The sequence below is a fragment of the Aquisalimonas lutea genome (assembly GCF_030409225.1).
GTDB classification, from domain to species: Bacteria; Pseudomonadota; Gammaproteobacteria; order Nitrococcales; family Aquisalimonadaceae; genus Aquisalimonas; species Aquisalimonas lutea.
On the sequence record NZ_JAUFPK010000001.1, the window covers coordinates 1,120,191 to 1,142,361 of the forward strand.

Below are 22,171 nucleotides of genomic sequence, written 5' to 3' on the forward strand. Positions count from 1 at the left end.
AAAACCCCCACGCCGAAAGCCCAAGGTTTCCTGCGCAACGCTAATCGGCGCAGGGTTAGTCGGCCCCTAAGGCGAGGGCGAAAGCCGTAGTCGATGGGAAACAGGTTAATATTCCTGTACCGGCTGTTACTGCGATGGGGGGACGGAGAAGGCTACGTCATCCGGCTGTTGGTGTCCGGTTCAAGCATGTAGGGAGTGCCCTTAGGCAAATCCGGGGGCACAATCCTGAGGTGTGATGACGAGCTCCCAAGGGAGCGAAGTGACCGATGCCATGCTTCCAGGAAAATCCTCTAAGCTACAGGTAACAGACGACCGTACCCATAACCAACACAGGTGGGCAGGGTGAGAATCCCAAGGCGCTTGAGAGAACTCGGGTGAAGGAACTAGGCAAAATGGTACCGTAACTTCGGGAGAAGGTACGCCTCTATTAGGTGAAGGCCCTTGCGGCCGGAGCCGAGGGAGGCCGCAGTGACCAGGGGGCTGCGACTGTTTACTAAAAACACAGTACTCTGCAAAGTCGCAAGACGACGTATAGGGTATGACGCCTGCCCGGTGCCGGAAGGTTAAGTGATGGGGTTAGCCCTCGGGCGAAGCTCTTGATCGAAGCCCCGGTAAACGGCGGCCGTAACTATAACGGTCCTAAGGTAGCGAAATTCCTTGTCGGGTAAGTTCCGACCTGCACGAATGGCGTAACGATGGCCCCGCTGTCTCCACCCGAGACTCAGTGAAATTGAAATCGCTGTGAAGATGCAGTGTACCCGCGGCAAGACGGAAAGACCCCGTGAACCTTTACTATAGCTTCACACTGAACTTTGAGCCTGCCTGTGCAGGATAGGTGGGAGGCTTCGAAGCTGGGACGCTAGTTCCAGTGGAGCCACCCTTGAGATACCACCCTGGCATGTTCGAGGTTCTAACCTCGATCCGTTATCCGGATCAGGGACAGTGTGTGGTGGGTAGTTTGACTGGGGCGGTCTCCTCCCAAAGAGTAACGGAGGAGTGCGAAGGTACCCTCAGCACGGTCGGAAATCGTGCAGTGCGTGTAAAGGCAGAAGGGTGCTTAACTGCGAGACTGACAAGTCGAGCAGGTGCGAAAGCAGGCCTTAGTGATCCGGTGGTTCTGTATGGAAGGGCCATCGCTCAACGGATAAAAGGTACTCCGGGGATAACAGGCTGATTCCTCCCAAGAGTCCACATCGACGGAGGAGTTTGGCACCTCGATGTCGGCTCATCACATCCTGGGGCTGTAGCAGGTCCCAAGGGTATGGCTGTTCGCCATTTAAAGTGGTACGCGAGCTGGGTTTAGAACGTCGTGAGACAGTTCGGTCCCTATCTGCCGTGGGCGTCGGAGATTTGAGGGACTCTGCTCCTAGTACGAGAGGACCGGAGTGGACGCACCTCTGGTGTTCCGGTTGTCACGCCAGTGGCACTGCCGGGTAGCTACGTGCGGACGGGATAACCGCTGAAAGCATCTAAGCGGGAAGCCCTTCCCAAGATGAGATCTCCCTGGGTCCTTGAGACCCCTGAAGAGCCGTCGAAGACGACGACGTTGATAGGCCGGGTGTGGAAGGTCAGTAATGGCTGAAGCTAACCGGTACTAATTGCTCGTGAGGCTTGGCCATATAACACCCAAAAAGTCGGGTGCGGCCTGCATGCGTGTGACATGCGCGATCCAGCAACTTTCCAAATTCGCGGACGGCGGCGAGTGCCGCCGTTCAGTGAGCCAGTTTGCCTGGCGACCATAGCAAGCGGGAACCACCCGAATCCATTCCGAACTCGGAAGTGAAACCGCTTAGCGCCGATGATAGTGCGGCCACGCTGTCGTGCGAAAGTAGGTCATCGCCAGGCGCCTCATCGAAACCCCGCAGCGTGCGCGCTGCGGGGTTTTTTTTTGGTTGGTATTCTGTGCCTGATGACCAGCGAACGTGACCGTACGGGTGCCCGAATCCATGGATAACGACAATCCCCGCGACGCAGCGGCCAGGCTGCTGGAGTTCGTCAACGTCAGCCCGAGCCCCTGGCACGCGGTCGCCTCCATGTGCAGGCAGCTCGACAACGCCGGGTTCCAGCGGCTGGAGGAGCGTGAGCACTGGGAGCTCGCCAGAGGCGGCAAGTACTATGTCATCCGGGATGACTCCACCGTGGCGGCCTTTGTCGTGGGACAGGGCGACCTGGCTGCGCACGGCTATCGCATTATCGGTGCGCATACCGACTCCCCGGGCTTCCGAATCAAGCCGGCGGGCAGCACCGCCGGCGGCGATCACCGGCGTGCAGCGGTGGAGATCTACGGCGGGCCGATCGTGGCAACGTTCGCCGACCGGGATCTGAAGGTCGCCGGCCGGGTCATGGCGCGCGATCCGGACTCCGGCTCCGTGGTGCCCTACCTGTATCAGTCCGCCGGTCCGGTGATGCGCCTGCCCAACGCCGCCATCCATCTGAACCGCCAGGTGAACCAGGACGGCCTGCGCTTTCAGCAGCACGACGAGCTGGCGCTGATTCTCGGCACGCTCCACGAGTCGGCCCCGGACAGCGACGCCCTGCGCGATACCATTGCCGCGGCGCTGGCCGTTTCGGCCGCCGACATCCTGGCGTGGGAGCTCGCTGTCGCCGATACCCAGGCGGGCTCGTTCTTCGGTCTGGACGACGAGTTCATCGCCGCGCCCCAGCTGGACAATCTCGCTTCCTGCCACGCCGGCCTGGACGCGCTCACGACCATCGATCCCGGCGATATCTCCGGGGTGGCGGTGCTGGCATGCTTCGATCACGAAGAGGTGGGGAGCCACAGCTTCAAGGGGGCCCAGGGGACATTCCTCGTCGACGTGCTCCAGCGGATCGCCGCTGATCGGGGCGACGACGCCGGTTCGGTCTACCACCGGGCCCTGGCCAACAGCATGGTGCTCAGCGCCGACATGGCCCATGCCTACCACCCGGGGTTTCCCGGCTACTACGATGCCGAGAACCGGGCCATGGTCAACGGCGGTCCCACCATCAAGGTCAACGCCCAGCAGCGCTATTCCACCGACGCCGGGGCGGAAGCCGCATTCATGGTACTCTGCGACGAGGCTGGAGTGCCCTGCCAGAAGTACGTCCACCGTAACGACATTCCCTGCGGCACCACGATCGGTCCCATTACCGGCGCTTCCCTCGGGGTGCGCACCGTCGATGTGGGCAATCCCATGTGGTCCATGCACAGTATCCGCGAGAGCGCCGGCGCCCTGGACCACGCGCGCATGATCGCGGTCATGCGCCGCTTCCTCGACCGCCCGTCGCTCCCCTGCCCGGAGGAGCGCTGACATGGACCGGGCCGACGCGCTGCTTGATTGCCTTGCCGACGGCCGGGAGCACTCCGGCGAGGCCCTGGGTCAGCATCTCGGCGTGACCCGGGCGGCCGTGTGGAAGCTGATCCGGCAGCTCCGCAAGGAAGGCGCTCCGGTGCGCTCCGGCGCCGGACGGGGCTACTGCCTGGCTGCTCCCATGGAACGGCTGGACCCGGAGGCCATCCAGGCGTCGCTGGGGGCGGCCGCGCGCAGCCATCTCGCCGAGGTGCGCGTCGAGCGCGCCGTGGACTCCACCAACCGCCGCCTGTTCACGCGCCTGGACGAGCTGCGCACGCCGTGCGCCCTGCTTGCCGAGGCGCAGCTGGCCGGGCGCGGCCGTCGCGGGCGCCCCTGGCACTCGCCGTTCGGGCGCAACCTGTACATGAGTCTCGCGTGGCGCTTTGAAGACGTGCCGGGCGGCATGGCGGGCCTGAGCCTCGTCGTCGGCATGGCGGTGGCAGAGGCACTGACGCGCCTAGGAGCCGAAGGCATCGGTCTCAAGTGGCCCAATGATCTCATGGTCGGCGACGACAAGCTCGGGGGCGTGCTGGTCGAGCTCCAGGGCGAGCCCGCCGGCCCGTGCACGGTGGTCATCGGCCTCGGCCTCAACCTCGAGATGGACGACGCCGCGGACATCGACCAGCCTTGGACGGCCCTGCGACCTCACATGGGGGACTGGCTCGGCCGCAATCGCCTGGCGGCCGCGGTGCTGGACGCCCTGGTGGACTGCCTCACCCGCTTCGCCGCCGAAGGCTTCGGTCCCTTCGCCGACCAGTGGCCACGCTTCGACATTCTCCAGGGCCGGCGGGTAACGCTGTACGTCGGCAACCAGCAACTGCAGGGCAGCGCCTGCGGCGTTGACGCCACCGGCTGCCTTCTGCTGGATCGGGGCCAGGGCTGCGAGCCCTGGAGCGCCGGGGAAGTTTCCGTGCGGCCGGTGTCATGATGCTCCTGTTCGATCTCGGCAACTCCCGCTGCAAATGGCAGCTGCGGGACGGCGATACCGTTGTTGCCGCCGGTGGCGCGGCGTACACCGGCGAAGGCCGGCTGCCCGATCACCTCCTGGCGGCCGTGGCAGATCTGCCGCATGCCCCGGAGCGCGCCGTCGCCTGCAGCGTGGCCACGCCGGCAGTGCTGGCACCGCTGGAGGAACGGCTGCGCGTGCGCTATGGATGCACGCTTGAGCATTTCCGCACCGCCGCCGAGGGTGCGGGCGTGCGCAACGCCTACGCCGAGCCCGGCAACCTGGGAGCGGACCGCTGGGCCGCCCTGCTGGGGGGGCATGCGCGATACGAAGGGCGCCTGTGCATTGCCGATTGCGGCACCGCCGTGACGCTGGACGTCCTGGAGGCGGACGGCCGACACGCCGGCGGCGTCATCCTGCCGGGGCTGTCGCTGGCTCGCCGAGCGCTGTCCCTGGGCGCCCATCGCCTGGCGGACCCCGGCGATGGGCCGCTACCGGCCCTGGCGGCCGACACGCCCACCGCCATCCGTGCGGGTACCTTCCACGGGCTGGTCGCCGCCATCGACAGCTTCAAGATGCGCTGTGACGAGGCCGGCGGCGTGACCCGGGGGCTGATTACCGGTGGTGACGCACCGACCGTCGCCGCCGCGCTGAGCGGCCGGTGGCAGGTCGATGCCGATCTTGTCTTCACCGGTATGGCGGTCGGGATCGAGAGCGGATCATGAGGGCGTTCTGCGTTCTGCTGCTGGCCCTCAACGTGGTCGTTCTGCTGGTCTGGACGCTGCCCGCGTCCGATCCACCGCCGGCCCAGCCGCCCCGCCCCGCCGACGGCTCGCTGCAGCTCCTGGATGAGGAGCAAGCCATGCGCAGCGACGTCGGCTCAACGGGCACGGACGAGGCTACCACCGCAGAGGCGTCCACTACGGAGTCGGCCGGCGGCGATAGCGATGATGACAGCGGGTCCCCCTCACCGGGTGGCACTGCGGCCCGGGAATGCCGTGTCGCCGTCCTGGATCAGGAGGAGGCGGCCGGAAACCTGGCCGATGCAGTAACCGACGCCGGCGGGACAGCCGAGGTGAACACCGTCTCGGGGCGCGAATGGGTCGGCTTCTGGGTCTACCTGCCCGACCCGGAGTCCGTGGACGAAGCCCAGGCGACCATGGATCGCCTCGCCGAAGAGGGTGTCAGCGACTACGGCTACGTCGGCGGCGAAGGCGAGCAGCAGCACGCGGTCTCGCTGGGCGTGTTCAGCACGCGGGAACGGGCGGAGCGCCGCCAGGAGGACGTCCGGGAGCTGGGCTATGCCGCCGAGGTCGCCGAGCGCTACCGGACCACCTCGCGTTACCGGGTCCTGGCACGGGTCGGTTCGGCCGACGATCTACCCGACGGCGACTGGCGCGAAGCCGAAGACTGCCGGGCGCCCGAGACTTGAACTCGACTCCGCTTACGGTGGATCATATCGATACGCCCGACGCAGGGCGCACCTTCCGACGCTGGCGTAGCTCAGTTGGTAGAGCAGCTGATTTGTAATCAGCCGGTCGCAGGTTCGACTCCTGTCGCCAGCTCCAATATTTCAAGAACCTGGCCGTTTTCGCTTTAGCCGATGCACTGCATGGCCGCAAATAGTCACAAGCCAAATCCCCGCTATTAGCAGCCGAGTAGCTGCTTCTTGGCGCCATGCGGGCAATTGCAAAAGGCCAATCCTGCCAGCTTCGCCTACTGGTGCCTCCGAATCAGCGCGTCGACCTCTTGCCAAGGGAGTCGACGCCCGTTTTGTTGCATGCGGTCGAACGCGTTCCTGGCCTGTCTTGCGTCTATGAACTCGTGCCTGATCAGCTCCTCAATCAGCCACAGCGTCCCCGCCACTTCCACTCCTTCCTGTCTCGCGGCATGCCGAAGAGTCGAATCCCCGGTCATCAGACGGCAGTTGATGTTCACTGCAAGTGCAAGGGCCAGGCAGTCGTACGTGCTGACTCCCCTATACCGTTGCCGGAATGCCGTGGCCGCATCAATGCCATCGCCGTCGAGTTCACGCAGATGTAACCCGAGTCGCGGAAGGTCGGGATGATGTTCCTCCAGTTCGTCCGTGTACAGAAGGTCTGGGGTGGCGAACTCGTGGGGCAGGGCGAACATGAGTTCCAGCAGCTCGCCCACCTCCATATCAATGAGGACGTTGGCGTCACTGATGAGCAGCGGCATCCGTTCCGGTCTCCGTCAGTGATCGGTTCTTCTGGAACTGACTGGCTGACAGGTTCAGCAACTCGGCGGCCTTCGACTGGCCAATAACGTCCTCCGCAAGGGCGCGGTAGACGAGTTGCTCGAACAGGACCGAACTTTCCTGCTTGACGGGCTCGCCGGGCTCGCCCTTGTGCCAACCATGCTTGCGTAGTCCTGCGAACATTCGCTTCTTGAGATCCTCACCGATGATTCCCGCCTGAGCGGCTCGGACCAGACCCGCCGCCATACTGATGCCGAACTCGCGCTTCAGCAGATAGAGTTCACGCCACTCAAGTGCACGACGGTGATCTCCCAGGTGTTCGCGGACGGCACGGGCTGGAAGGAGAAACGCTCCCGCGAATCGCTGACAGGCCTTCTCTTCGTCCACAGTATCCTTCAATCGGCCGGCCAGCAGCCGGTGCCCCAGCTCATGGGCTAGTGTGAGGCGCTGCCGATCCCCAGAAATGTCCTTGGAGACAACGATCACATGCTGCTCGCCAACATTCCCGGCCAGTCCGTCGAACCGCGCTTCCGGGGGGATCTCGGTCAGGATAACCAGGAGGCCCTGGCTCTCCAGCGTGTCGATGAGGTCCGGGATCGGGTTCTCGCCGAGTTCCCACTCTTCGCGGACACGCTCCGCGACGATCTCGAGCTGTTCGTAATCCGAGATCTCCTCGGGAATGGAGTCCGGAACCGCAAAGGTACGAATGGGTGGCACCGGATAGAGATCAAGCAACTCAATCCAGCGTTCCGCTTGGTCCAGAACGTTCGCCGTAATGCGATCCAGCACCTTTTTGGGTGTCTTGGAGTGTTTGCGGTACTCGATTTCCTCGAGTTCCACCTCTACGCGGTCAGGACGAAGGAAATACTCCGACCGGACCCCAAGCACTCGCCCGATCTTGATGAGCTGAGCGGACGAGGGAGTGAGCGTCCCGTGCTCGAACTTGTTCAAGGCGGTATGGCTGACCCCGGTCTGTTCGGCAAGCGCCCGTAGCGATATGCCGGCGGCCTTGCGCGCCCGCTGAATGCGGTTGCCGATCATGTGGACCTCGCGGGTTTACAAAATCTACATATCCATCGGAAATTGTAAATATATAGGTAGCCAGCGTATACCCCAGGCGAGTGTCAATGCCCGAGTGACGAGGAATGTGTCGTTTGGAGCTGTTGGTCAACCGTTCTCTTAACAGGTTGGATAGGTTACGGTCGGTTCCGGGGCTTCGGACTTTTCCATTTCTCGAGACTGGGGCTTTGCCTGTACTTAATCCTGCAAGCACGAGGAGCGGTCGACGATGCGATTCTATCGGTGCTCAGCTTCTGCCAGAGAGGCGCACCAGTAGCCACCGTCGTAGCACCTTCTGATCTTGTTGAGGTTCGTTCTTCGACTAGCCTACGAAGAGGTAGGGAGTAGGTCTGAGATCGACCCGTTGCTGACCTCCGCACGGCATCCACCAGCGTCCGCTCTGGAGCAGGCCATAAAGGAGGTCTCCCCCGGTGTCAATTTTCCAGGGCTAGGCGTAACCCGCCTTGAAAGATCATGATAGCGATCTAGGGTGGCCATCACTGTCGTTCTATAATCATGAGCTTACGGAACTTGCTAGATTTCGTACGGCTCGTGAAGTTGAATCTCCATGATATTTCGAATTATTCTCTGATATTCAAAGTATGTTTTATCCTTTCCATAGACGCATTTATGCCATTCTGCAAGGCCTGAAAGGTGGTTCAGATTATCCCGTGCCCATTTAAGATTTCTTGAAGCACGAAAGAAAGCAGCTCGCATATTTCTACGAGCCACTCGCGGGATAGCGACATCCTTATTATGAGCGCTCAACCCTAGCACGTACCTAGGTTGTTCTGGGGGGTGATAACGTGTCTTGTCGTGGTTTAGATAAAACCCATGATCAGACACGATTCTTTCGACAAACGGAAGAATCTTCCTGTAGGAAAAATGTTTTGGACCCCAGAAAAACATATCATCTGAATACCTCAAATAACTAAGGCCCCAGCGCGTGGAAAAACGGGAAAGATCACGGTCGAGAGTCTTGCAGATCAGATTGCTAATGGAAGGGCTGGTGGGGGAGCCTTGAACCAAGCACCCCTCAAAAGTCGAAAGCCTAGTTAATATGTACGACACCTTAGTGTTAAAACCTAAGGACGCATAAAGTCCAAATACACGGCGCTCAGTAATTGAAGGAAAAAAATCACGGATATCTACTTTTAAGAGCCCATTTCTTCCGGCAATTTTTTTGGCTGCACCGACGATGCTATAACCTTCTCTAAATGCGAAAGCATAATCGCTTGGTGGTACGCTCTTAAGGTAGGTTTTGTATATTGCCCGCTGCACCCCTTTTAACTCTGTGGTTGGGATGCGTATTTGTCTTTTTCCTTCTCCGGACTTTTTAGGTATTTCTGCCGTCAAATACAGGTAATCACGCGAGTGGGCAAGTCTAAAAAGGTGCTGGGGTGCAAACCCAAGCTCCATAGAGAGTTCCATTAAGTTGCTGGGTCGCACCCCGTCCACACCTGCCCTTACCTAGTCGTCTTACTTGGATGATTCGCATGAGCGGTTGGGCCCGGCGGCCCAAGCGCCTCATGCGAAGCAGACACTCTGCGTTCTTTTCTAACCCGCGACGATTCATCGCGGTTCCTTGCGCTTTGCAAAGATCCCCTAAGGGCCCCCTCACTGTGTCTTGTGATAACCGGTGACGTCAAGCCGCGAGAACTCTGGCGCGGCGGCGACTCACTGCCGTCGTGCTGAAAGGGGCAAGCGCGCCGCTGGCCATGGGTGGCGTGGCAACGTACTCTCCGCTGCCGGTCTTCTTAATATGGCCCGCTTGGAACAGCTTCTTCAGCCCATGAGATACTTCATCCGGACTAGTGCGAAGCTCGTTAACTAACTCAGCAAAAGTAGGGTTGTGTAACACGTTAACAGCCACGAGAACACACTTTGCTATGAAGTCGTCACGATGCTTCTTGGTAATTGCGGAGTAATGCCCGGATTCTGGAGGACGTTTGGCCCGGAACCTCAACTTTGCCTCAAAGTCGTAGCGGGGGACGGAGTGTGCCAAGTACTTATGGAGACAGACAGGAAAATCCAATCCGGATAGAAGTGTGGTTTTGGACTTTCTTGAATAATAAATAACGTTTGCCGGACTGTGCGCAGACAAAATGCTTAGGGGGCCTCGGGCGATGTAACTGGAGTCACCGTAGAAAGACTGATCCACGGCAGTGTAAAGTCTCGGACGAATGTTGTCTGTCATGGTGAACGTTCCGAGTTCGGCGATAGATCCTGGAGACTCTAACATTAGGACAGTGAAATCGACCAAGTGAGCATATCTTGCCTCAAGCGTCTGTAAGTCGACAGCCTGCGTAGATGGCTTCGTCGTGATGCGATCTAGCTCCTCGCCAAAGACAACGGTGACCTGATACTGCTCTTCAAGATGCCTTTTTAGTTCACTACGAAGGTCATAGAGTGGATGTTGTATTCCAGGACCACAACAAAAGATCTCCAGGGGCTGTCGCCGGCAAGACTCGATCAGTAGCGTAGGATCTATTAGTGGCATAATATTCGCTCACGCAGGTGCTGTGGCAGACAACGATAGTCTTCTTGTTGCCGTTGATTCGAGGAGGCGCTAGCTGTTGCATCGCCTGCTTGGTTACAGGTTAGAGCAAGCGGAAGGTTTTGCGAAGCCGTTAAGTGATTGCCTTTGGGTACCGACGAAGGGAGCCGCATGCACGTCCCCTCAAAGAGAACGGGGTTGCAGTAAGGTGGCGGACCTTGGCTGTGCTTATCTGCAGTCGATGCTCCTGCAATTGTGGCTGGGCAGCCCCGTTGCTCGGCGCGGCCTTGACAATAGCGCGGGCCGGAGCGACGACGGAGCATAGGTAATGGTGGCCGTGGCTACGATTGTCAGGCCTGGTTGTTGTCATATACGCATGAACTGATTGCGTCAGCCCACATGAATACATGCTTACCACTTGGCGCCTTCTGCTTGGTTGCTTCATCGCTACCTAGTCTAGCAACCTTTCTCAGACTGGCTTCTAACGATAAGTAGATATCTCTCCAGATTCGATATTCCATCTGTGATGGACGACTGCCATCAGGTTCTCGGTACAGTCGGAGTTCTTCATCCGCCATACTTCGATTCCCGTTATGTTTGAGCACTAAATGTGTATATATCGTTCTAACGTTACCCACCCAGTATTTATCGGGGTTCAGCATCATTGCCATTTCGGAACCCAGACTTATTCTAAGATAAGGTATGTTGGCGCGATATATTGTAACAGGAACGTGATAGGAATCCTTAAGGTTACCTAATTGGATAGCCAAATTGTACACCAAGGCCTTGGGGTTATGAGTTAGAACCTGCGGACCTATCTTATGCTCTGCTGCGCTGTAATTACCCTCCGGTCTCGATATACCTAGAGCCAAGTCTACATATTGCTCAATGTTTTTCGTTTCAAAGTATTTTATAATTTCGTAATGAGCCGCTAATCTTTGCTGGTAGAGGGAATATGCCTGATCCATGGATAGGGTTTCCAGCATAACTTGTTACTCCATTCAGAATTCCTAATAGTGAGCCAATCGCCCTCATGATGATTCATCACTCTGCCGGCGTGATAACACCCAAATCTCAACGGGTCGGCTTTTGCTGCTGCCGTATTGACAGGAGATTAGCGCGGCAAGGGTAGTGGACGCCAACGAAGCACTTGACAGCATGGTTTATACCGTCGCCAAAGAAGGGGAAGCGGACGATGCCCGATGTTAAGAGAAGGTCCGCTTAGGGTCGACAGAGGGCAAGGGAACCGCGGAGTACCGCCCGGTGGTAAATACCGGGGGATGCCAGCTAGCTTCGGGGTAATGCTCGGCAGCGATCAGCAGGACGACGATTCGCGCTCGGCCCGTTCGATCATCCGACGAAAGCGCTGCTCGCTGACGACGCGAACGCCGAGGCCTCGGGCTTTGCGCGACTTGCTCGATCCGGTGTCTCCAAAGGGGACAACTAGGTAGTCGGTATTTCCTGATACGGTTCCTGTGACGTGGAGCCCGGCCGCTTTGGCGCGAGCTGTCCAGTCTGACCTTGGCACGGACATCTCGCCAGTAAAGACGACTTTGGCACCTGGTGGCAGGATGTAGTCCTCGTTGATCAAGTCGAGTTCGATCGGGTTGTCGCGAGCGTACTCGACGTCTTCCGAGCTCAAGTTCAGCAGCCCGCCTACGATGTCGAGATCGAACTGCTCATGGTTTGATAAGACATCGTCGGCCCACATGCTGCCCGCCAGCCCGCGAATGAACGCCATGTGTACGTTGTGGACCTGCTCGTCGCTAAGGTTGAGTTCGGCGCGGAGATCAGATAACGCCTGCTTCTGCTCGGGCGAGATTTCACGGTCTTCGAGAACCCACTCGACGGCGGAGAGGTATCGTGATTCGGGACAGTCAGCAGCGATTGAGAAGGTATCAATCGCGGAGCGTGGGTCCTCACCCTTCGCAGGATTTTCGGCACTCCGCCTGCTGTCTGCGGTCCCGGGCGCAGACAGGGCACGGCCGCGGACGGGCGGTATCGGTCGCGTCTTCGGAGTCTCGGTGACAACTGGGACTTGCGGCCAGTGCTGCAGTGAGCGCACGCATGTCGCGATTTCGCTTCGCATCGTTTCGCTGGAGAAGTCCACCAGCACTCGGGCGAGATGCGCAGTTGCGCGGGCATCAGCCAAGGCGTGGTGCGTTCCGTCGACGTCAATGCACAGGGCGTCACAGCAATCCTTGAGCCCATAGGGGCGAAACCCGAGATCACGGGCGAGGTTCGAGGTGCAGATCTGCGGGACTTCAGGTAAATCCTGGTGCAGTCGCTGGAACTCGGCAGCAAGCATCCCCAAGTCGAATCGGGCGTTGTGTCCGATGAGCGCCCGCCCGGACAGCATTCGTGAAATGTACCCCGCGAAATCTGCGAATGTCGGAGCGTCCGCTACGTCCCTGGGGTAGATCTGGTGAACCTGTACCGCCAGCCCGTGGCCGGTACCCGCGTGTCCCGGGTTGATCAATGAGCACCACTCCCACTCCATGGACCCTTCGGCATCCAGCCCGATTACCGCAAGCTCGATGATTCGGTCGTGACTTGGGCTGAGCCCAGTCGTTTCGGTATCTACTACGGCGTACATGGCAAGCTCCGTTGCTGAGGGCGCTGGCAAGCCGGGGTTACCACTGCTCCTAGTAACGATGAAACCCTGTGAAAGCCGGGCATGCAAGGCCACCGAGGCAACAGTTCTCCAGGAAACCCGCTCGAGTCCACGCTGGATGCGGCGAACGACGATCTGGAAGCCGACATCCGTCGGTAGCAAACCGCCTCGGTCCAGCAGCGCGTGCATCAGCGAGCCTTCCTGGAGAGTGTGCTGCTTGCGCCTCCTTGCTCGAGGGTATTCCAGAACGTGTGAATCTCATTTGGACTCAGGACGTGGGCGCGCTTCCTCGAGCCGGCTGAAAGGCCCAGGTTCTTGGTCTTGAGCGTTGCGACAGGGTTGCCTTCGCTCAGCTCCTGGTCTTCGGCTCTCGTGTCACCCGAACAGCACCAGCAGCAGGAGGTGCGTCGGTAGGTATACGACGACGGGGAAGGCCACCATCAGAACGCCCAGGTACGCCAGTGGATGAAGGCGTGTCTGTCGTGTCCCTTCGCCGCCGGGTCCGTGCACCCAGTTCACGTTCCGCGACGGCGGGGTGAGGACATACGTCGCCGGCAGGACGATCCACGCGAGCAGCGTCATCAGCGCCAGGGCGCGGGGATCGTAGCCCAGGACCGAGATCATCCAGGCGAGGATGATCGGCAGCGGAACGTGGAACAGGGACAGCGCCCTCAGGTACCGCGGGCGCTGGGGCTCGAACATGTACTCGGTCAGCCCGCTGATGCGCCGTCCGGTCAGCAGACGGCCGAAGAAGCTCAGGTTCCACAACGCCTCCGGCAGCAGCACGCTCACCGCCATCATGCTCGCCAGCAGAGCGCTCTCCAGCCACAACGCCGGGATCGTGACGATCAGCGCGATATCGGAGAACCACAGGTAGTTGCCCGGCCCGTAGCGGAACCAGTAGACGACCAGGATGCCGACGGCACCGGCGGTGTAAGCGAGCTTAAGCCAGAGCGGGATCATGGGTCGAACTCGTCCGCGCGGGATGGCCGCTTTGCGTCCGGGGGCGGCCGCTTCGTCGGCAGTGAGGCCAAGGTTTTGCGCCGCGGCTTCCTGGAGGGGCAGAAAGCATAAGCATCCTACTCGGTTTACGAACCTTTCCGGAAACCCGGTCGGGTCTCAGTGGTTTCTGCGCCGCTGTGGCAAGGCGCGAGGAGAGAAGTGTAGCAGTGGCGATAGAATCGACGAGCAACGCACCCGGCAGCCGCGCAGGAATCACTGGCTGTAACGGCCGCGGGGGATCCGGCGGGGCCCCGCGCTGAAGCCTGCAATCGCGTTCACGGGTTGGTAATGGCGAAACCGCCAAGGCCTGTCACTATTTCCTCGTTCTTCATCGTCCAGGGTTGATTACGGGCGCGGGCAACCGGGGTATGATCAGGATGCGACCGTAGCCGTTACGGAGCCCAGGGATGCGTTCAGGGTCGACACGATGTTGCCGTAACACAACTCCATGGTATCTGGCGGTCTTGCTTGTCGTCGTCGTTCTGCCCGGGTGCGCCCTGTTCGACGCCCGGGAGCAACTGGCGCAGATGGACGCCGCCTGCGTGATCAGCGGAACCGTGGCCGGTGCCGACAACCAGCCGGGCCCGTACGTCGTCTCCGTTTTCCTGGAGCACCCTGCCGCCGGATCCGTGGCCCCGATCCCCGTTGACTACGTCATTACGGCCGGGCGGAGTGAGTGGTTCTTTGCGCTGGAGCCGGGCACCTACGGCCTTCTGGCGTTCCGGGACACGGACGGCGATCGTCGATTGGGTGAGCACGAGGCCTTCACGTATGTAGGGGGCCGCGAATCCGTCGACTGCCCGGAAAGCACGCACCGGGAGGGGCTTGGCCTGATGGTCGGTGCCGAGCCCGAGCGCGGCGGATGGAACACACCGGACCTTCCGGTGCTGGACCGGGAGTCGTCCGGTGCAACCTCCGTGAGCCTCGGGCAGCTTACGACCTTCGGCGACGTCGTCAGCCTCGACGACCCGCGCTTCGCCGCGGATGTCGCTCGCGGCAGCCTGTGGCGACCGGTGGATTTCCTGCTTGCCGGCCACGCGGGCGTCTACTTTCTCGAGCCCTATGATCCCGGCCGCACCCCGGTGCTGTTCATCCACGGTATCAACGGTTCTCCGCGGGTATTCGCCGATATCGTCGCAGCGCTCGACCGCGAGCGCTTTCAGCCCTGGTTCTACTACTATCCATCCGGGATCTCGCTCCAGGCCTCCGCGGGTTATCTGGCGCAGATCATGGGGGAGCTGGAAGTCGTCCACGACGTCGACACCGTTCACGTCGTCGCCCACAGCATGGGCGGGCTGATCGGCCAGTCGTATCTCCGCCAGCGCACCCGGCGCCATTCAGACGCGGCCGTCCCGCGATTCATCACCATCGCGACACCCTGGGATGGCCACGCAGCGGCGCAGCGGGGCGTCGAGCATTCGCCCGTCGTCATCCCTGTGTGGCGCGATATGGCGCGCGGCAGTACGTTTCTCAGCGACATCTTTGCTGACGGTCATCCCGTCGTGGCTGGAGCCACGGAGCTGCATCTGCTGTTCACCTACCGCGGTGAAGGCGGGCATGGCCGGCCGGCCAATGACGGTGTCGTAACACTGGCCAGCATGCTGAAACCGGAGGCGCAGCGGCATGCAACGAGCGTGGTGGGAATCGATGCCACTCACGCCGGCGTGCTGGCTCATGCCCGAGCGATCGATGCAATCAACGCTCTCTTGGCTGATCATTCCCGCTGAGGGTTGCTGCCGTCCGCAAGGGCAATGCGCGTCCCGGCCTCCCGGTCCTTGCCGCGTCACCGCCCCTGGGCCCCCCGGCGCAGCCAGTCGTGCACGAAGGCCAGCTTGCGGCGCGCGGCATCCGACAGCACGAAGGGGTAGAGGTCCGACAGCCCCATGGAGCGGTTGACGTTGTTGACTCCCACGGCGATGGAGGCCGCGACGTGGATCAGGCGCTCGGCGTCCGGTTCCGAATACGGATCCCAGCCCGGGGCCGGCAGCTCGGGTGAGGACAGGCCCGCCGCGACGAAGCTGTCGGCGATGTCGGTGAGGTGCAGCAGGTGCGCGGCGGTCTCGGCCCAGTCCTCGTGTGGATGGGCGGAGGCGTAGGTGGTCAGGAAGCGCTGCGTCCAGTCGGGCGGCGGCCCCTCCGCGTAGTGGCGCTGGAGCGCGGCGGGATAGTCCGCCCGCTCGTCGCCGAACATGGCGCGAAAGGCCTCGAGGAAATCGGTGCGCAGGCTGAGCCGCCACCAGAGCATGTGCGCGATCTCGTGACGCATGTGGCCGATCATCGTGCGATAGGGCTCATCCAGCGCCTGGCGCCGGGTGGCGCGCAGGACCGGGTCCGCCTCGGCCACGCTGATGGTGACCACGCCCTCGGCATGGCCCATGAGAACGGGTGTCGGGCCCTCGGCGAGCATGTGAAAAACCGGGCGCGTGCCCGGGTCCTCCGGCCGGAACCAGTGCCAGCGGCCGAGGTTGTCGAGAACCCAGCGCTTGGCGGCCTCGGTCGTCGCCCAGTTCGGGATGGCGTCGGGTACGGACGGGTCCGGGGCCAGCGCCGTCATGGCGCACGACCGGCAGAACGCGCCCTGTTCCGGAGCGATCCAGTTGCAGCCGATGACCTCGCGGTTGGCGCAGAACGGCGGCACGGGCAGGAAGGCCCGCGCCTGCGGGTCGTAGGCAACGGGGGTGCCGTCCGCGGTGGCGAGGTTGTCGAACCAGAGCGAACCGGAACCGACGGGGTTGGCGAATACGCGCATGCGGAGGGCCTCCGGGGGACAGTGCGCCGGGGCACGGGTCAATGGCCCGATTGTTCTCTTCCGCCGGCCGCGGGTCAATTCGTTGTGGACGTTGCGGCTCCACCGCATGCCGTGGTGGTCATGGCCGGCCGGCGGCGGCCGCCCGCAAGGCCTCCGCGAGGCGGTGCGTGCCCGGTCCGGCGCCGTCCACGTCGCCGTAGGCGAGGTAGAGCGTGGTCCAGCGCTCGCCGCCGTGGGCCAGCGGCAGAGGCCGGAGGATGCCGTTGTCCAGCTCGTCGCGGATGATATCCTCCGCGACCCAGGCGAACCCGAGCCCCATGCACAGCGCCCGGATTGCGGTGGCCTTGTGGCTGACGGTCCAGCGTTGCCCGCCGATCTCCCAGCCCCCGGCCCGGTCGCGGCGCACCCCGCTGTCCCGGATGAACAGCTGGCGATAGCCGCGGAGGTCGTCGAAGGTCAGCGCCCGGCCCAGCGCGTGGAGCGGGTGCGCCGGTGCCGCCACCGCCAGGAACCGGATCGGCAGCAGAGGGTCGCCGAGGAAGCCGGCAGGCACTTGCGAGCACACGGCGAGGTCCACGTGCCCTTCCGCGAGCAGCTCCTCGCCGCCGCCGAGCACCGTCTCGTAGAGTTCCACCCGGGTATCGGGAAAGTCCGCCGAGAAGGTTTCCAGGCAGCGCAGCAGCAGCCAGGTCGGGAACAGGATCTCGACGCCCAGCCCGAGCTCCGGTTCCACGCCGGCGCCGAGCCGGGTCGCCGCTTCTTCCAGGCGCCCGGCTTCCTCGACCAGGGCGCGGCCGCGGCGATACAGGACGCGGCCGGTGGATGTGAGCACGGCACGACGCCCCTCCATGCGGAACACGGCGACGCCGAGCTGCTCCTCCACGCGCCCGATGGCGTAGCTCACCGAGGACTGGGTCTTGTGCAGCGCTTCTGCGGCCGCAGCGTAGCTGCCGGCGTCGACCACCGCGACCAGTGCCCGCCATTGCTCGAGAGAGATGCGAGGAGCCATATATTATCGTTTAATTCGATTATTAATCCCGAAATATTGCGCTTTTTTATCGAACAAGGCAATTGTTTAATGGCGGCGTCTCACAACAGCACAGGAGATCTCGCCATGACCACGATTCTGCAGCTCAACAACAGCATCTTCGGCGACGACGGCCAGTCCGCGCAGCTTGCCGACCGATTCATCGCAAGGTTCCGGGCGACCGCCCCCGAGGCCCGGGTCATCCGGCGCGATCTGGCTGCGGCTCCGGTGCCGCACCTGACGGCGGCACGCTTTACGGCCGCGTTGACGCCGGTCCATGAGCGAAGCGACGAGCAGGCACGTGAGGCGGCCATCGCCGATACCCTGATCCAGGAGCTGGAGGACGCCGATGTCCTGGTGATCGGATCACCGACCTACAACTTCGGCGTTCCCTCCACCCTGAAGGCCTGGTTCGACCATGTGGCGCGCGCCGGGCGGACGTTCCGGTACACCGCCGACGGCCCGGAGGGCCTTCTCGCGGACAAGACGGCCTATGTGTTCATCGCCAGCGGCGGGCAGTACGTCGGCTCGGAGATGGACTTCCAGACCCCGTACATCCGCCATTTTCTCGGCTTTCTGGGCATCACGGACGTGCACTTCGTGCATGCGGAAGGTCTCGCCATGGGGGAGGACACCAGTCAGCAGGCGCTGGAGGAGGCGAGGCGCTCGGTGGAGAAGCTGGCCGCCTGAGCCGGCTGCGGACGGCCGTCGGGACAGCAGGGTGTTGACTCGCCGACGGCCGACGCGACATCAAGGCGTCGGCCTCGGGCTTTTTACCGGGCTCCGGGGCCTGCGCTACTGCACAAGCGGCCGGGCCTTCTCCAGGTACTTGGGCCCCTGGTCCTGCACGGTGGAGCGGTCCATGCGCTCGGATGCCAGGTGGATCTCCTCCAGGGTGACGGCCAGGGATTCCGTGTCCTGCTGAATGCGCTGCAGGGCGTTCTCCATGGTGTACGACAGCTCGTGGATGCGGGCCATGTCCTCGTCCGAGAGCTCGCCGGCCATCCGCTCCTCGAGCTCGGCATTGGCCTCGGCGAGATTGGTCAATGCCTGCTCGAGGTTCTCGGCGGGCTTGCCCTCGAAATGCTCGGGCCGGTCATCGGCGTGCGCGACCGTCCCGGCGAGGCTGACAAGGCCGAATACGGCGGCGATCAAGGCCATCTGTCGCATGGATACCTCCTTTGCGAATGCGAATCAGTGCCATTAATGAGAATAGCATCTGTCCCGGCCCTCGCAATCGGCGCCGGGGTCTTCTGCTCGTTGCCATGGTGATGGACACCACCAGGCGCCGGTGGCAGTGTTCCCTGGCACTGGCGTTCATCGTCGATCCGGGAGTGACCGCCTTGTTCACGCACCCGCAGCCCATGGTTGTTCCCGTTTCGGCCCGGGCACGACGCGCCCCCGGTATTCGGTGGCTGGCATTCACTGTCTGCCTGCTGATCGCCACCCAGGTGTCCGGCGCGAATGCGGCGTTGCCCGGCCGGGTGGTCGCCGACGTCCGCGACCGGGTCGCGGCGCTGGAGCGTTTTCATTCGCTGCTGGTCGTGCACCACGGCGAGCCCGTGATCGAGCACGTGGTCCGCGGGCCGGGACTGGACACTCCCGTGAACATCAAGTCGCTGTCCAAGACGGTTCTTGCGACCCTGGTGGGGATCGCCATCGATCGCGGCGTCATCCGGGGCGCGGGGCAGCCCGTGACGGAGCTGCTCGGCCCGCGCGTTCCGGCGGACGCCCCGGCGGGGCTGGATGCCGTGACCGTGGGCCACCTGCTGTCCATGCAGGCGGGCCTGGAGCGGGTCTCGGGGGCGGGGTACGGTGCCTGGGTAAGCAGCGACAACTGGGTGGAGTACGCCCTCAGCCGCCCCATGGTGGGCGAGCCCGGCGGCCGCATGCGGTATTCCACGGGCAATACCCACGTCCTGTCGGCGGCCCTGGTCGAGCAGACCGGGCGCAGCACGCTGGCACTGGCCCGGGACTGGCTGGGCGAGCCGCTGCAGATCACGATCCCCGACTGGCAGCGCGATCCGCAGGGCATCCACTTCGGCGGCAACAACATGCGTCTCAGCCCGCGCGCGCTGGCGCGCTTCGGCGAGATGATCCGCCAGGGCGGCCGGTACCGCGGCACCCGGGTCGTCTCCGAGGCGTGGATCCGGGCTTCCTGGCAGCCCCGCGGGCGCTCACGCTTCAACAACGATCAATACGGCTACGGCTGGTTCATCACCGATCTGTCCGGCCATGCCGCGTACTACGGCTGGGGGTTCGGCGGGCAGATGCTGTACGTGGTGCCGGAGCGGGCCCTGACCGTGGTCATGACCTCGGACCCGACACCGCCCTCATCGGGCACGGCCTACCTGCGGCGGCTGGAGGACGTGGTCGACGGCTTGCTGCCGCACCTGGCGTCACCGCAGGCCGCGCGCGGCGACTGACCGCCGGCGTAGCCGTCATGGATCCACGATCGCAGGGCGTCCAGGCCGGCGCGTGCCTCGGCGGTCGCGGGCAGCGGCCCCGGGATGAATCCCCGCTCCCGGAACGGCGCCAGCAGCGCCGGGTCGCCGCTGATGACGTGCACCGGAACCGTCCGTGCCGCGTCCGGCCCGGTGATCAGCGGCGCCGGCTGGTGATCACCCAGGACGATCAGCAGGGTGTCCGCATCCGCGTAGCGTGCCGCGTAGCCGCCGGCCACCTCCAGGGCGTAGGCCACGGCGGCGGCGAAATGCGTGCGCACCCGCTCCGGGTCCTGCCACAGGCGCTCCGGGGTCTCGCCGGCGCCCTGCCATTGCGCGAACACCGCGCCGTCGCCCAGGCGCTCCCAGTCATCGAGCACCGGCAGGATCGGCACCCAGGGCGCGTGGCTGCTGATCAGCGACAGCACGCCGAATACCGGCCGGTCTGACGCTTGCCGGACCCCCTCGTGGAAACGCCACCAGGTGAACTGGTCCGGCATGGTGACCCAGTTGAACGCCGGGCCGCGGTAGTCCATGCCCTCGGCGTCCAGGATGGTGTCGAAGCCGTACCAGCGCCCCTCCGGCCAGGCCCGGGTAATGGCGGGCTTGATGGCTGCCGTCCGGTGTCCGGTGCGGGCGAAGTCCTGGACCAGCGTATCCCGCCGGCGGCGCAGCAGGAGCTCGTAGCGCAGCTGGTTGTCGACCCACAGCCCCGACAGCGCCGAGGCATGGGCCAGCCAGGACTGGCCGCCGGCCACCGGCGAGCGCAGGGTGCCGCTGACCATGTGCAGCCCGGCCGCGTCCACCTCCCGCCCCAGGGCCAGCAGGCGCGGGCGGACGATGGGCCCGTAGCGGTCGTCGAACACGGCGGCCGTGCCGTACGACTCGATGAAGCCGACGATGACGTCGACCCCGCGCAGCGCCTCCAGTCGCGTCGCCGGCACCGCGCCGTCCTCGGCCAGCAGCGCCTGGAAGGCGCGGCTTTCCCGGTGGGTGCGAAGGCCCCAGGCCACCTGGTCGACCATCAGCGTTACCCCGGGTGTTGCCGTATGGGGAATCCACGGGCCCGCGTGGACGCTGGCGATGCCCGCCAGCCCGATCACCAGGAGCGCGGCGCCCGGCCACCGCCCGCGGCCGCCCCCTGCCGGACGCAGTCCCGTGAGCAGGCGGGCGCCGCCGATACCGATGACCAGCAGCGCGGCGAGCAGGCCGGCAACGATGGCCACTCCGGCCGCCGGGGTCAGCGTGGTGGCCGCGAGCTCGTAGACTGACAGGGCGAGCGGGTAATCCAGGTAGACATTCAGCGGGCGCCCCAGGCTCAGCCGGGTGATTGCGTCCAGCCCCGCCAGGACCCCCAGGGAGGCGAGCAGGCAGCCAGCGCCCGCGCCGAGCAGGCGGCGCAGCAGCGGCGAGCGAACCAGCAGGAAAACACCGGCGAGCACCAGCGCTTCGAAGGCCAGCCAGTCAGGCCCGGGGCCCTGATGCCGCGGCATCTCCAGCGCCAGGAAGAAGGCGTTGCACACCGCCAGCACGAGCACCCCATGCAGCAGGCCGCGCCGCGTCATCACAGCCGCCCCCCACGGTCGCCGGGCATGGATGGCCTGGCGCGGCCGGGGCACGCCGGCCGGCGGCGTCCGCCGATCCGGCTCACTTCGGCCGGAACAGGCTCATGCGCTGCATGACCCCGTCCCGCCGGATGCGCCAGTGATACAGCGCCGCCGCGACATGGAGCACGATCAAGCCCAGCACGGTCAGGCCCACCGCGCCATGCCACGCATAGAGCTGCTCCGATAGCGCCTCGTTGGTACCGATGAGGCGCGGCAGCTCGTAGTGGAAGAAGGCCACCGGGAAGTCGCCCGCCGCCGTGGCCAGCCATCCGAGCACCGGCATGGCCAGCAACAGGAGGTACAGGGCGCCGTGCACCACCTCGCTGGCCACGCGCTGGAACATCGGCAGCGGATGCGCGTATCCGGGCTTGCCCAGGGTGACCCGGAAGACGACCCGCAGCACCATCAACCCCAGCATGAGCACGCCGCAGGTCTTGTGGGAGGTGTACAGCAGGTTGGTCGCGGTCACCCCGAACAGGGCCCGGGCTCCCTCGACCCCCAGCGAGCCGAGCGTGAGACCCATCGCCAGGGTGATCACCGCCAGGACGGCGACGACCCAGTGGATCAACCGCTGCGCGGCATGGTAGCGCGGCAACGTGGCGGCGCCGGCGGCGTTTCCCATGGGGCACCCTCCGGAAGCGGCGGATGGCTTGCACCCGGTACCTCACGGTATGCT

Annotated in this window: 19 protein-coding genes, 1 tRNA gene and 2 rRNA genes (1 of these 22 running past the window's edge); 10 read left to right on the forward strand and 12 right to left on the reverse strand. The window is 63.5% G+C overall.

Annotated elements, in window-relative coordinates; all coding sequences use genetic code 11:
• The 7 genes from QWY84_RS05295 to QWY84_RS05325 form a co-directional block, all read left to right on the forward strand.
• Nucleotides 1-1,619, forward strand: a 23S ribosomal RNA gene (locus QWY84_RS05295) (it extends 1,266 nt beyond the left edge of the window).
• Nucleotides 1,620-1,728: 109 nt separating this feature from the next.
• A 5S ribosomal RNA gene (gene rrf, locus QWY84_RS05300) occupies nt 1,729-1,845 on the forward strand.
• Between the two features lie 101 nt (nt 1,846-1,946).
• The gene (locus tag QWY84_RS05305) at nt 1,947-3,290 is read left to right on the forward strand and encodes a M18 family aminopeptidase (RefSeq protein ID WP_290201402.1); all 1,344 of its coding nucleotides are present in this window, start codon (nt 1,947-1,949) and stop codon (nt 3,288-3,290) included.
• Nucleotide 3,291: 1 nt separating this feature from the next.
• On the forward strand, nt 3,292-4,260 hold the full coding sequence (birA, locus tag QWY84_RS05310; RefSeq protein WP_290201403.1) for a bifunctional biotin--[acetyl-CoA-carboxylase] ligase/biotin operon repressor BirA: 969 nt from the start codon (nt 3,292-3,294) through the stop codon (nt 4,258-4,260).
• Nucleotides 4,257-5,003, forward strand: a complete 747-nt coding sequence (locus QWY84_RS05315) for a type III pantothenate kinase (protein ID WP_290201404.1) — start codon at nt 4,257-4,259, stop codon at nt 5,001-5,003. Before birA ends, QWY84_RS05315 begins: the two co-directional genes overlap by 4 nt.
• A complete protein-coding gene (locus QWY84_RS05320; RefSeq protein WP_290201405.1) occupies nt 5,000-5,710 on the forward strand; it encodes an SPOR domain-containing protein in 711 nt (236 codons plus the stop codon). Before QWY84_RS05315 ends, QWY84_RS05320 begins: the two co-directional genes overlap by 4 nt.
• A 60-nt stretch (nt 5,711-5,770) precedes the next feature.
• Nucleotides 5,771-5,846 (forward strand) — tRNA-Thr (locus QWY84_RS05325).
• Between the two features lie 148 nt (nt 5,847-5,994).
• On the opposite strand, the gene QWY84_RS05330 is transcribed toward QWY84_RS05325, so the two are convergent.
• From QWY84_RS05330 to QWY84_RS05355, 7 genes are all read right to left on the reverse strand, one after another.
• A complete protein-coding gene (locus QWY84_RS05330; protein ID WP_290201406.1) occupies nt 5,995-6,477 on the reverse strand; it encodes a PIN domain-containing protein in 483 nt (160 codons plus the stop codon).
• The gene (locus QWY84_RS05335) at nt 6,458-7,537 is read right to left on the reverse strand and encodes a helix-turn-helix domain-containing protein (protein WP_290201407.1); all 1,080 of its coding nucleotides are present in this window, start codon (nt 7,535-7,537) and stop codon (nt 6,458-6,460) included. Before QWY84_RS05335 ends, QWY84_RS05330 begins: the two co-directional genes overlap by 20 nt.
• 552 nt (nt 7,538-8,089) lie before the next feature.
• Nucleotides 8,090-8,974, reverse strand: coding sequence for a reverse transcriptase domain-containing protein (locus QWY84_RS05340; protein WP_290201408.1), 885 nt, complete (start codon nt 8,972-8,974; stop codon nt 8,090-8,092).
• A 226-nt stretch (nt 8,975-9,200) separates the two neighbouring features.
• On the reverse strand, nt 9,201-10,055 hold the full coding sequence (locus QWY84_RS20045; protein ID WP_353959870.1) for a retron St85 family effector protein: 855 nt from the start codon (nt 10,053-10,055) through the stop codon (nt 9,201-9,203).
• 347 nt (nt 10,056-10,402) lie between these two features.
• Complete coding sequence (locus QWY84_RS05345) at nt 10,403-11,020, reverse strand: hypothetical protein (protein ID WP_290201409.1); 618 nt, start codon at nt 11,018-11,020, stop codon at nt 10,403-10,405.
• Between the two features lie 347 nt (nt 11,021-11,367).
• Nucleotides 11,368-12,855 (reverse strand): exonuclease domain-containing protein, encoded by a 1,488-nt coding sequence (locus QWY84_RS05350; RefSeq protein ID WP_290201410.1) that lies wholly within the window; start codon nt 12,853-12,855, stop codon nt 11,368-11,370.
• Nucleotides 12,856-13,041: 186 nt separating this feature from the next.
• Complete coding sequence (locus QWY84_RS05355) at nt 13,042-13,629, reverse strand: hypothetical protein (protein WP_290201411.1); 588 nt, start codon at nt 13,627-13,629, stop codon at nt 13,042-13,044.
• Between the two features lie 446 nt (nt 13,630-14,075).
• On the opposite strand from QWY84_RS05355, the gene QWY84_RS05360 reads away from it, so the two are divergent.
• A complete protein-coding gene (locus QWY84_RS05360; protein WP_290201412.1) occupies nt 14,076-15,395 on the forward strand; it encodes an alpha/beta hydrolase in 1,320 nt (439 codons plus the stop codon).
• 56 nt (nt 15,396-15,451) lie between these two features.
• Here the strand turns inward: QWY84_RS05360 and QWY84_RS05365 are convergent, their stop codons facing one another.
• Together QWY84_RS05365 and QWY84_RS05370 are read right to left on the reverse strand one after the other, a co-directional pair.
• Entirely contained in the window at nt 15,452-16,417 is a 966-nt protein-coding gene (locus QWY84_RS05365) for a zinc-binding metallopeptidase family protein (protein WP_290201413.1), read from the reverse strand.
• Between the two features lie 118 nt (nt 16,418-16,535).
• Nucleotides 16,536-17,426, reverse strand: a complete 891-nt coding sequence (locus QWY84_RS05370; protein WP_290201414.1) for a LysR family transcriptional regulator — start codon at nt 17,424-17,426, stop codon at nt 16,536-16,538.
• A gap of 105 nt (nt 17,427-17,531) precedes the next feature.
• On the opposite strand from QWY84_RS05370, the gene QWY84_RS05375 reads away from it, so the two are divergent.
• Entirely contained in the window at nt 17,532-18,134 is a 603-nt protein-coding gene (locus QWY84_RS05375) for an FMN-dependent NADH-azoreductase (RefSeq protein ID WP_290201415.1), read from the forward strand.
• A 105-nt stretch (nt 18,135-18,239) separates the two neighbouring features.
• On the opposite strand, the gene QWY84_RS05380 is transcribed toward QWY84_RS05375, so the two are convergent.
• The gene (locus QWY84_RS05380; RefSeq protein ID WP_290201416.1) at nt 18,240-18,614 is read right to left on the reverse strand and encodes a DUF6746 family protein; all 375 of its coding nucleotides are present in this window, start codon (nt 18,612-18,614) and stop codon (nt 18,240-18,242) included.
• A gap of 101 nt (nt 18,615-18,715) precedes the next feature.
• Between QWY84_RS05380 and QWY84_RS05385 the strand changes: the two genes are divergently transcribed.
• Nucleotides 18,716-19,870 carry a serine hydrolase domain-containing protein gene (locus QWY84_RS05385; RefSeq protein WP_290201417.1) on the forward strand — a complete coding sequence of 385 codons (1,155 nt, stop codon included), beginning with the start codon at nt 18,716-18,718 and terminating at the stop codon, nt 19,868-19,870.
• Here QWY84_RS05385 and QWY84_RS05390 read toward each other — a convergent pair.
• A complete protein-coding gene (locus tag QWY84_RS05390) occupies nt 19,792-21,453 on the reverse strand; it encodes an alkaline phosphatase family protein (protein ID WP_290201418.1) in 1,662 nt (553 codons plus the stop codon). The two genes, QWY84_RS05385 and QWY84_RS05390, sit on opposite strands and share 79 nt — an antisense overlap.
• A gap of 82 nt (nt 21,454-21,535) precedes the next feature.
• On the reverse strand, nt 21,536-22,117 hold the full coding sequence (locus tag QWY84_RS05395; RefSeq protein WP_290201419.1) for a cytochrome b: 582 nt from the start codon (nt 22,115-22,117) through the stop codon (nt 21,536-21,538).
• Nucleotides 22,118-22,171 lie beyond the last annotated feature (54 nt).